This is a genomic window from Paraburkholderia sp. J11-2, assembly GCF_905220185.1.
Lineage (GTDB): Bacteria > Pseudomonadota > Gammaproteobacteria > Burkholderiales > Burkholderiaceae > Paraburkholderia.
This window is the reverse complement of the sequence record NZ_CAJMYY010000007.1, coordinates 297,566-307,702: the sequence shown is the minus strand read 5'-3', so window position 1 is coordinate 307,702 and position 10,137 is coordinate 297,566. Positions and strand designations below refer to the sequence as shown.

General features: G+C 61.7%; 9 protein-coding genes. 8 read left to right on the top strand and 1 reads right to left on the bottom strand.

Going from position 1 to position 10,137, the window contains the following annotated elements; all coding sequences use genetic code 11:
- Nucleotides 1-45 precede the first annotated feature (45 nt).
- Complete coding sequence (locus U5A57_RS12785) at nt 46-1,269, bottom strand: zinc ribbon domain-containing protein (RefSeq protein ID WP_321911315.1); 1,224 nt, start codon at nt 1,267-1,269, stop codon at nt 46-48.
- Nucleotides 1,270-2,129: 860 nt separating this feature from the next.
- Between U5A57_RS12785 and U5A57_RS12780 the strand changes: the two genes are divergently transcribed.
- The 8 genes from U5A57_RS12780 (at nt 2,130) to U5A57_RS12745 (ending at nt 10,134) form a co-directional block, all read left to right on the top strand.
- The gene (locus U5A57_RS12780) at nt 2,130-3,947 is read left to right on the top strand and encodes a S10 family serine carboxypeptidase-like protein (protein ID WP_415774610.1); all 1,818 of its coding nucleotides are present in this window, start codon (nt 2,130-2,132) and stop codon (nt 3,945-3,947) included.
- 124 nt (nt 3,948-4,071) lie between these two features.
- Nucleotides 4,072-4,431, top strand: a complete 360-nt coding sequence (locus U5A57_RS12775) for a 2-oxoglutarate dehydrogenase (protein WP_415774614.1) — start codon at nt 4,072-4,074, stop codon at nt 4,429-4,431.
- Nucleotides 4,428-5,087, top strand: a complete 660-nt coding sequence (locus tag U5A57_RS12770) for a hypothetical protein (protein ID WP_321911312.1) — start codon at nt 4,428-4,430, stop codon at nt 5,085-5,087. The genes U5A57_RS12775 and U5A57_RS12770 overlap by 4 nt, the downstream gene beginning before the upstream one ends.
- A 213-nt stretch (nt 5,088-5,300) precedes the next feature.
- The gene (locus U5A57_RS12765) at nt 5,301-5,870 is read left to right on the top strand and encodes a hypothetical protein (protein WP_321911308.1); all 570 of its coding nucleotides are present in this window, start codon (nt 5,301-5,303) and stop codon (nt 5,868-5,870) included.
- Between the two features lie 261 nt (nt 5,871-6,131).
- The gene (locus U5A57_RS12760; protein ID WP_321911304.1) at nt 6,132-6,365 is read left to right on the top strand and encodes a hypothetical protein; all 234 of its coding nucleotides are present in this window, start codon (nt 6,132-6,134) and stop codon (nt 6,363-6,365) included.
- Between the two features lie 127 nt (nt 6,366-6,492).
- The gene (locus tag U5A57_RS12755) at nt 6,493-7,560 is read left to right on the top strand and encodes a LacI family DNA-binding transcriptional regulator (protein WP_321911303.1); all 1,068 of its coding nucleotides are present in this window, start codon (nt 6,493-6,495) and stop codon (nt 7,558-7,560) included.
- Between the two features lie 72 nt (nt 7,561-7,632).
- Entirely contained in the window at nt 7,633-8,607 is a 975-nt protein-coding gene (locus U5A57_RS12750; protein WP_321911302.1) for a substrate-binding domain-containing protein, read from the top strand.
- Nucleotides 8,608-10,134: a sugar ABC transporter ATP-binding protein gene (locus U5A57_RS12745; protein ID WP_321911299.1), complete on the top strand. Its 1,527-nt coding sequence runs from the start codon at nt 8,608-8,610 to the stop codon at nt 10,132-10,134.
- Nucleotides 10,135-10,137: the final 3 nt, after the last annotated feature.

The following is a 10,137-nucleotide window of genomic DNA, read 5'->3' as shown; positions in this document are numbered from 1 at the left end:
CTGTTTGTGATGTACGGCTGACTTCGATATGTTCTGTATTCCTTCTCAATGCGAAGCGCCTGGTGGCGCGGCGCGCGTCCAGCCATTCTGCAAGATTGCGCGCTCCCGTGCTTCGACGCTGTTGTCGTTGCTGGCGGGACTGGAGGCTGTCGCCGCGTTCGTCGTGTTTGTCGCATTGGTCGCGGTTGTTGCATTCGTTGCATTCGTTGCGTTCGTTGCATTGGTCGCGGTCGTTGCACCGGGCAGTGGCGGCGGCGAAGCGCTGGTGTTCCAATCCTGCGACGACGGCAGCCGTACGGTGTTCGCGGCGTGCGGCACGGGTGCCGCCGTGTTCGCCTGCGCGGCGCCATTGGATGAGTTCAGCGGTTTCCAGGCGGTCGATACGATGGCGCGCTGCATCAGCGATTGCGCGGCCTGGCTGCTCGAGTCGATCGCCAGCGCCTCCGAAGCCTGTTGTTGCACGCAGGCCCAGGCACCCTGCGCGGCGCAGCGGTCGGCGCTTTGCAACGCGCTATCGCGCCGTTGCTCGCGCGCCGAGATCTCGCTTTGTAGCGCGTGCGCCTCCTCGTTGTCCGTGTCGCGTGCGAGCACGGCATTGGCCGCGGCCCTCGCGTCGAACAGGTTGTTCTGCGCAAGGCTGTTACGCGCGACACGCAGGCCGTCGGCCACATCGGTCAATTGCGGCGTGGCGTGCGCATCCGGCGGGGGCGATTGGGGCGCGGCGTGGGTCTCTGTTCCCGCAGCAACGGGCGTTTCGTCCGACTGTTGCCGAGGCGCATTGGTCGAAACCGAGCCACCCGAAGAGTGCAGCGTCTCTTCGCTGGCCGTGCTCTCCCGCTGGCGGTTCGTACCGAGCAGCAAATACGTGCCGTACGCGAACACGAGAATCAATGCGACGACGAACAGGCCCCTGGGAAAGATCCACTGCCTCATCTGTGAAAACTGCACACTGTGTGCAAGTGGCATGGCGTGCTGCGTGGCATGCTGTGCGCCGCTCTGCGCGGCCTGCGGGTAGCCTGGGTTCAGCGATGGCACATCGGACGCGGGCATGCCCGCCGGCGCCATCTTCGCGGCCGCGGGGGCAGGGGGCGTCGCCGCTGTCGCTTCGAGCGGTGTCAGCGTGGCTTTCGGATGGGTGCCGAGTGAAACTTTGTCGAGCGGGAGATCCGTGCCGCAGTAAGGGCAGAATTCGAAGTTCTCGTACAACAGGCCGCCGCAGCGCTTGCACGCCGTGGGGAAGTTATGGTCGCGACCAATCTGAGCGGACATGATGTCGTCCCACCGTTATGGCGATGCCATTTCGGCATGCTCAGAATCGTCGTTGAAGCGAAGCGCGACGCCTCGCGGAACTCACGATCTGCATGCACAGGAAAGCGGCGTGGCCGGACCGAGCACAGCCGCGTGAGGAAAATATGGTTGATTTCCCACAGCGCGTCAATCGCCGTTGTTACCTGGCGCACATATGCGTCTTGACTTTATTCTGGTGAAGATTGAGTTGCGGAATTTTTTACCGTGTAAGCGTGTTTCGCGTACAAGCGGCTTTTATTTATCAAAATAGCTAAACGACCGAACGTGCTTCTTTAGCGTCCCGCATCGATCGGGAAGTGTGTCCCCAATTGGGAACACACAGGCTTTCGATCTCAAACCACGGATTGCAATCATCTTGACACCCCCCGCGTGGGGCATTGTCGAGCCTGCCATTCGGCGCTCGCGCACGGTCGCGTTGCAACGAGATCTTGCATTGCCGGCAGGTGTGCGCGTGGCCGTTTCTTGCTGGATGGAATTGCTGCGTACGCAACGAATCAGCACGCATAGGTTCCAAAAGTATCCCTTGACAAAGTGCTGTGGCGACTCCTATTTTTCCTCTGCCATCCTCCATTACCAAATATTTCCAGCGAAATCATGTCAGCGAAACTCGATGTTTTCGCTCGATGCGCTATGGGTTATTTAGTTATCCAGAATAAATAGATAACGCCTGAAATGAATCGACTTTGTCAGGAATGGAAAGTGAAATGTCAGCCGCCATATGCCGGCAATTGCATTTGAATTTCGATGCCTTTTTCAAGGCCTCATTTCCGGCGAGTGCGGCCCCCGCGTAGTGTGACGTCATCATTCGAAGGGGTATAACAATGCATCCGGAGAGTACATCCAGCGTGGGTTGTAGCCGTAGTCGGAACCCGTTGCGTCATACGGGCGCAATCGCGATAGGCGTGCTGATGCTTGCGGGTTGCGGCGGTGGGGACGGCAGTCCGTCTTCGTCCGCCGCAACTGCGATGAACCAGGTTGCGGCAAGCGCGAAGGCCGCTGCGCAAACACCGAATTCATCAAATCAGCCTTACACGGACCCGATTGCCTATTCGCCGAACGCCACCGATGGTCTTGCAGTGTCGCAGGTCGCAGAAAAGGCCGCGATCATGCATTACCAGTGGACCTCGGGCAAAACGACCATCAACTACACGACGACAACCGGCCATTTGACCGCCTCCGATTCAAACGGCAATCCGGAAGCGACGATGTCGTATGTTGCCTATACCGCGCCGAGCACGAACGGTTCGCCGCGGCCGGTCACGTTCATCTATAACGGTGGCCCGGGCTCGTCGTCGATCTGGCTGCGTCTCGGCTCGTTTGCGCCCACGCGTGTCGCCACTCCCGATCCGCTGCTCACCAACTGGCCGAACTTTCCGCTCGTCAACAATGCAGAGAGCCTGATCGACACCACGGACATGGTGTTCATCGACCCGCCGGGCACGGGGCTTTCCGAGGCCATCCTGCCGAACACGAACCAGAAGTTCTGGGGCTGCGATTCAGACGTGGACGTGATGCGCGATTTCATCAAGCGCTATCTGGCGGTGAACAATCGCGGCAGCTCGCCGATTTATCTGTACGGCGAATCGTATGGCACGCCGCGCACCGACATGCTTGCGCTCGCGCTCGAAGCGGCGGGCGTGCAACTGACCGGCATCGTGCTGCAGTCGTCCATCCTCAACTACTTTGCCGATGCGATCGAGGCGACGGCGATCACGGAATCAACCGCAGGCTTGCAGCTCGACACCGATACGCTCGCGGGCTATTACCCGGGCTATGCCGAGGTGGCCGCCTACTTCAATCTGGTTTCGCCGCCAATGATCGATCAAGGTCTCTTTGCGCTGCAGTCGGAGATCTTCGCGACAGGCCAGTACCAGCATTTCCGGAAATACGCGCAATCGTGGGTGCTGAGTCAACTCGGCATTCCCGACGCGCTAGGCAAGCCGGTCTTTCCGCCCGAGAAAACGCTGGATTCGTGGCGCTGGCCTTCGAGTCTCACCTTGCAGGCGCTTAATGGCTACTTCAACGTGAATCCCTTCAGTAACGAACTGATCCCGGGCACCACGATCGGTCGTTACGACGGGCGCGTGTCGTTGCCCAATTCGGATCCGCGCCTGCAGAGCGACGGCGACCCATCGGACATCCTCATCTCGCAGCCGTTCACGACAGCGCTGGCCACGCAGATGCCGGATTATCTCGGCTACAAGGCGCCGCGTGCGACGTATATGCCGCTGAACGACAATATCATCGAGGTCTGGGACTTCTCGCACGACGGCCAGCCGCTGCCCGATACGCTGCCCGACCTGCTCGGCGCGATCCAGCTCAATCCGAAACTCAAGGTGCTGGCGGAGAACGGCTATCACGATCTCGCCACGCCGTTCTTCAACACCGAAAAGCAGCTTGCGCGCCTGCAAACGGTGGCCGGTTTGAACCCGAATCTGCAGGTGAACTTCTTCCAGGGCGGTCATATGATTTATCTGGACGACGTTGCGCGCCCGAAAATGAAGGCCGACCTCGTGAGCTACTATGGTGGTCAACCCATACCATTGGCGCTTTCGCTCTGGACGCTTCCGCAGCCGTGGCCCGACGAGAGTCCGGCGGGCACGCCGACTTCAACGGCAGTCGCGGCAGCGGGTCAATAACGTTACAGGCCGGGGCTTGCGTCGCGCATCGATATACGTGATTCGATTGCGGGCCTCGGTCCTTACTCATTGAAGGCGAGCGATCATGTCTATATTCAACAAGCTGTGGTGCATTACGCCGCTCATGGCGTGCGCGGTTGGCGTGGTCACACTGGCCAACGCTCAGGCCGCAACGCAGGCCGTGGCGCCCGTTCAACTCCCGAAGGGCGGCCACGGTGTGGACGGCCCATTTTTCCCGTCGAACCGGCCAGTGCCGCTCACGCCCTCCACGGGTACGCAATTGCAGCAGCAGGCGCAACAGCGCGTGGCGGTGCGACTGGGCGCGAATTCCGCATTGAGCAACGGTGCGTCGATCACGAAAGCTCAGGCGCAAAGCAGTGGGCTCGGGTATATCGCGCAGCATTTCGATCAGATCGATACGGCGCATACGGGCCGTGTGTCGATGAGCGACGTGCAGCAATATCTGCAGAAGCAGGGCCAATGAGGCCACGTGCGCGTCGCGCCGCGGCGATCGGCGTCGTGTGCGTGCTGGGGGCGGGGCCGCTCGCCCCGTCCGGTTTCGCGCTCGACACCGCTGCCGTTGTGCTGCCTCAGGATGCGCCCCACTACAAAGTGGGAGACAACTGGACCTTCGAGCGGTCCGACCCGTTGTCCGGCAAGAGTCGAACCTTCACGCAAACCGTGACGTCCGTCCACGCGGACGGCAGCGCGTCGCTGCTGATCGGGCCAGGCGGCGCACGTCTGGAACTCACCTCCGAGGCCAACGTCATTCCCAATGGCGCCGACGCGCGCGCGTGCGCGATTGTCCTGCATTTTCCGTTGCGCGCCGGCGAGCGCTACGAGGCGGACTGCGTGGCCACTGCCCCTTCAGGCATGAGGGTGCAGCGCCGTGCCCAATGTGAAGTGGACGGCGTGGAGACGGTCAAGACGAAGGCGGGCGCTTTCTCCGCGATCAAGATCACGATGAGCGGTGTCTGGCAGCCGCAGTATGGTGCGGGCGGCGGCCCGATGGAGGAAACGCTCTGGTATGCGCCGAGCGTCAAGCGTGTGGTGCGTGAAGCGTTTCAAGGCCGTTTGGCCGGCAGGGGCGCGCCCGCGACGAACGAGATCGAACTGGTGCAATACGCGGTGAAGCCCTAATACCGTTGCACCGTACTCCTGTCATTTGTCCGCACACGAAATCTCCCTCTCGCTCGATCTCTCCATCAATTGATGGAGGCGCGAGCGTGCACGGTTCCATAGGCTTAGGAAGCGCAGCGCGCACCGGCACTTGCCGGGGCCTTTGCGAACGAGTGGGTTGGCCCGCTGCGCGTTATGGAGCCCGGCGCCTGACACGGTGACAAGGAGATGACCATGAAGATCAAGCATTCACGAATTATGCCGGTAGCAGCCTTCGCACTTCTCTCGCTCAGCAGCGTCGCGCAGGCCGGAGGCCTGTGTTCGCGTGCAATGCTAAGTGGACCTTACGGATTTCACGGACATGGCGAAATTCTCGGCTTGCTGGACGGCAATAACAAGCTGCACCCATTTTCCTCACCGTCTACGCTCGATGATGTTGCCATCGTGACGTTCGACGGTTCAGGTAAATTCACGCGCACTGACTTCGGCATGATCAATGGGTTGCCCAAAGGCGGGCAGACTACGTTCAATCCGTACCAGAGCGGCACCTACACAGTGAATTCCGATTGCACAGGCACGATGAAAGTGGTTTACGGCAGTGGCGGCCCTGTACCGGCAGGCGTGGAAACCGACCTGCAAATCGTGATTTCCGACGACGGCACGCTCATCGAATCCGTTGTCAATAAAGCATACTCGCCGTCGTCCGGTCCCGCCGCCGACGGCACGACGTGTCCGCCGAATTGCGATCAAGGTGTGCAAGAGCAATTCGAGGGGAAGAAAGTTCTCGTTTACGGATTCCGCTAAGCGCATCACACGTTTTCGAAAAGGCCACGTTGCACGTATTGGCGTTGTGCAGCGTGTGCCTTTCAAAATCGCGATTATTCGTTTTTCCCAATCCTGTATAGATGGCGAATTTCAGACGTGGAATTGCGTGCTAAATAAGCGCCAAAGTGTTCGCGCCGAATTAGCTCTGCATTTCCGGCGCATGCACATCTGCGCACGGCCGCGGGAGGGCCGATGGTACGCTTGGGCTTCTCAATGTCACGTGGCAGGAGATTGCCGATCATGAAGCGTTTGTGCTGTGCAGCGTTCATCGCGTTCCTGCTTGCCGGTTGTGCTTCATCGCCGCCGCCCGCTGCCGACACGGACACCTACATGCTGCACACGCCCGATTCCGCGAAGCCCGGCGCGCCCGGTTCGAAGCCGCCGAGACTCACCGTGGGCGTAAGCGACCCCGACACGCAACTGATTCTTCCGTGGTTCCTCAACGACATCATCAACTTCGTGAATTACCGCTAGTTGTCGCGCTTTCTTCCGCGCCCCGGTAAACCCTCCCTTGAAGCCTGAAAATCCATTTCCTACTCTATGAAACGTTTCAGTTCAGACGGATAGCAACAGGCGGACCACTTCGGGCGGACAGACCAGCATGGACGACCGCAAGAAAAGTGCCAGTACACTCAAGGACGTTGCGAACGCGGCGGGTGTTTCGCTGGGCACGGCATCGAAGGTACTCGCAGGGGCCGCGAATGTGAGCGAAGCGCGGCAGCGGCAGGTTTGGGAGGCCGCCCGCAAGCTCGGCTACCGCCGCAACAGCCTGGCCGCCGAATTGCGCAGTTGCCGCTCCACGTCCATTGGGTTTGTCGTGCCCGACCTGACCAATTCGTTCTTCATCGAGCTGGTCTGCGCACTCGAAGATCACGCACTCGAATCCGGCTACCGGCTGATCCTCGCGCACGCGCAGGAGGACCCGGAACGCGAAGCGGAGCGCATCCGCTTCGTCCTTTCGCGCCAGGTGGCGGGCATGATCATCATTCCATGCCACGGTTACGAGCACGCGATCAGCGAACTGCGCGAATGCGACGTGCCGCTCGTGATGGCCGATCGCGTGGACAGCAGCTTTCCCGCCAATACCGTCACGACCGACAGCCATCGCGCGGCCATGGACGGCACCGGGCATCTCATCGCGCTCGGTCACCGCCGCATCACGTTCATCGTCAATGCGCTCGACCTCGTGAACAGCCGCGAGCGCGCCCAGGGCTATCAGGACGCGATGCGGCGCGCCGGGCTCGCACAATACGCCAACGTCGTGGTGTGCGGCATGAGCGATACCGAAAGCCATGCGACGACGCTCGGCGTGATCGCCGCGCGCGCGCGTCCCACAGCGCTTTTCACCGGCGCCAACGTCGCGACGCTCGGCGCGCTGCGGGCGATACGCGACGCGGGCTTGCGCCTGCCCGACGACATCTCGCTGCTTTCATTCGACGACGCGCCGTGGATGTCGGTGCTGCGTCCCGGCATCAGTTCCATTCGCCAACCCGCCGAGGCGATCGCCCGCGGCATCTGGCACCTCCTGCACAAACAACTGCAGGGCGAGAACCCGGAGATCGTGCATTTGCGCATGCGCGCCGACCTTCGCGTGCGCGAGAGCACGGGCCCGATGCGGTATGACGAATGGGGCGAAGCGGCGAGCGTGTCCGCCGCGCCGCCGCTATAACGTTTTATTTTTCGTAGCACCCGAGGCAGGCCGTACGCGCCGCCCGGTTCAGACAACAAAGGAGACAGGGCAATGGACAGTCAACGACGCATTCTGATTGCGGGTCTGGTCGCCGTACCGCTTGCCGGTGCAGCGGGTCTTCTCGGGACGCTCAGCGCGCCCGCGTTCGGGCAGCAGAAGAAGTATCGCTTCGGCTTCTCGCAGGTGACCACGGTCGAGCCCTGGCGTGTGCAGTTCAACAAGGACATGAAAGCCGAGGCCGCGAAGCATCCACAGGTCGATCTGATCATTGCCGATGCAGGCGATCGCACCGACAAGCAGAATGCCGACATGGAGAATTTCATCGCCCAGAAGATGGATGCGATCTTCATTTCGCCCAAGGAGTCGGCGGGGCTGACCGGCGTGGTGGAAAAAGCCTATAAAGCAGGGATTCCCGTGTTCGTGCTCGATCGCGAGGTGAACGGCGAATCCTTTACGCAGTTCATTGGCGGCGACAACGTGCAGATCGGCCGCGAAGCCGGCTCGTTCATCGTCAAGCTGATGGGCGGGCCGGGACACGCACAGGGCAATCTCGTGGAAGTGTGGGGCGGCTTCGGCGCGCAGCCCGCGCACGATCGCCACGACGGCGCGGTGAGCGTGACCGGCAAAGAGCCCGGCATCAAGCTCGTGGGCGAGCGCGTGGACTGCGACTGGAAGCAGGACAAGGCCTACGAGTACATGAAGACGGTGTTGCGCGTGAATCCGAAGATCGATGTTGTCTACGGGCACAACGATCCGATGGCCTACGGTGCCTATCTTGCGGCCAAGGATGCGGGGCGCGACAAGAGCATCAAGTTCGTGGGCATCGACGGCTTGCCGCAGGAGGGCGCCACCTGGGTAGCGCAAGGGCTGCTTGCCGGCACGTTCATGTACCCTACGCCCGGCGCCGAAGGCATACGCCAGGCGCTCAAGCTGCTTGGTGGCGAAAAGATCCCGAAGAAGGTCACCTTGCCGACGCAGGGCATTTTTGCCGACAACGCCAAGGCGTATATTGCTAGCCACTCCTGAATGAATGCCACTGCCACTGCCAACGCTGCGCTGATCGAAGCGATAGGCCTGTCGATATCGTTCAACGGCAGCGCTGTGTTGTCGAGCGTCGACTTCGATGTCGTGGCGGGCGAGGTGCATGCGCTCGTCGGCGAGAACGGCGCGGGCAAATCGAGCCTCATGAAGATGCTGGGCGGGCTCTATACGCCGGACAGCGGCACCATACGCGTACAAGGCGTGCCCACGCGCCTTGCGAGCGTGAACGACGCGATTGATGCCGGAATCGCGATCATTCATCAGGAGCTGAATCTCGTCGATACGCTTTCGGCTGTCGACAATATTTTTCTTGGCAAGGAACCGCGCACGCGCTGGGGCTTTCCGGACCGGCGCGCCATGCGCGCGGCTGCGCGCGACGTACTGGGTCAACTGGGCTTTCGCGCGAGCCCCGACACGCTGGTCGGCGCGCTGCGGGTGGGCGAAAAGCAACTGGTGGAAATCGCCAAGTCGCTTCTGGCCGAAGCGCGGGTGCTGATCATGGACGAGCCGACCTCGGCGCTCTCCGAAGCGGAGACACACGCGCTCCTCACACTCACGCGGCAACTGCGCGAGCGCGGTATGGGCATCGTGCTGATCAGCCACCGGCTGGGGGAAGTCTTCGCCGTGGCCGACCGCGTGACCGTGCTGCGCGACGGCCGGCGCATCTCGACGCTGCCGGTCGCGCAGGTGGAGTCCTCGACGGCGCTCGTTTCGATGATGATCGGCAAGGACTTCGCGCCGCCCGAGCGCGGCGCGGACGAGGCGCCGCGCGCTCGCGCCACGAGTGTGGAGGTGCGCGATCTTTCGCTGTGGGGGCCTGCGCGCGCGATGGTGCGCGATGTTTCGTTTTCGGTGCGCGAGGGCGAAGTGTTCGGCCTCTCGGGTTTGCTCGGCGCGGGCAAGACCGAAGTGCTCGAAGCCATCTACGGGATCTCGGCCTACCGGCAGGAGGGCGTCATTGCCATCGCGGGGCGGCGCCAGTCATTCAGGTCTCCAGACGAAGCTGCACAATCGGGTCTTGCGTTCGTGACCGAAGACCGAAAGAAGGATGGACTCGTGCTCGACCAGTCGCTCGAAGCGAATCTCGTGCTGCCGTCGTTGCCGCGTGTGCCCGGTTTTCCGTTCTACAGGCGGCGCAGGTTGTGCAACTGGGCCGCCGAACAGGCTCGCGCCTCGCGGGTCAAGCATCGCAGCCTGGCGCAGAGCGCCAATAGCCTTTCGGGCGGCAATCAGCAAAAGCTCATCATCGGCAAGTGGCTGATGACGAAGCCGCGCATCCTGCTGCTCGACGAGCCGACACGCGGCGTGGACGTCGCCGCCAAAGCGGAGATTTACCGGCAGATACTCGACGCGGCGCGCTCGGGCGTGACCGTGCTGATCGCGAGTTCGGAAATCGACGAATTGACCTTGCTGTGCGACCGCATTCTCGTGCTGTGCGAAGGGCGTGCCAAGCAGATCGTGCCGCGCAGCGATTTTTCCGGCGACCTGCTGATCGATCTCGCTTCGCCCTGAATT

Excerpts from the sequence above, each read along its gene's own strand:
- U5A57_RS12785 (WP_321911315.1), bottom strand. The coding sequence starts at position 1,269 with ATGTCCGCTCAGATTGGTCGCGACCATAACTTCCCCACGGCGTGCAAG.
- U5A57_RS12780 (WP_415774610.1), top strand. The coding sequence starts at position 2,130 with ATGCATCCGGAGAGTACATCCAGCGTGGGTTGTAGCCGTAGTCGGAAC.
- U5A57_RS12775 (WP_415774614.1), top strand. The coding sequence starts at position 4,072 with ATGGCGTGCGCGGTTGGCGTGGTCACACTGGCCAACGCTCAGGCCGCA.
- U5A57_RS12770 (WP_321911312.1), top strand. The coding sequence starts at position 4,428 with ATGAGGCCACGTGCGCGTCGCGCCGCGGCGATCGGCGTCGTGTGCGTG.
- U5A57_RS12765 (WP_321911308.1), top strand. The coding sequence starts at position 5,301 with ATGAAGATCAAGCATTCACGAATTATGCCGGTAGCAGCCTTCGCACTT.
- U5A57_RS12760 (WP_321911304.1), top strand. The coding sequence starts at position 6,132 with ATGAAGCGTTTGTGCTGTGCAGCGTTCATCGCGTTCCTGCTTGCCGGT.
- U5A57_RS12755 (WP_321911303.1), top strand. The coding sequence starts at position 6,493 with ATGGACGACCGCAAGAAAAGTGCCAGTACACTCAAGGACGTTGCGAAC.
- U5A57_RS12750 (WP_321911302.1), top strand. The coding sequence starts at position 7,633 with ATGGACAGTCAACGACGCATTCTGATTGCGGGTCTGGTCGCCGTACCG.
- U5A57_RS12745 (WP_321911299.1), top strand. The coding sequence starts at position 8,608 with ATGAATGCCACTGCCACTGCCAACGCTGCGCTGATCGAAGCGATAGGC.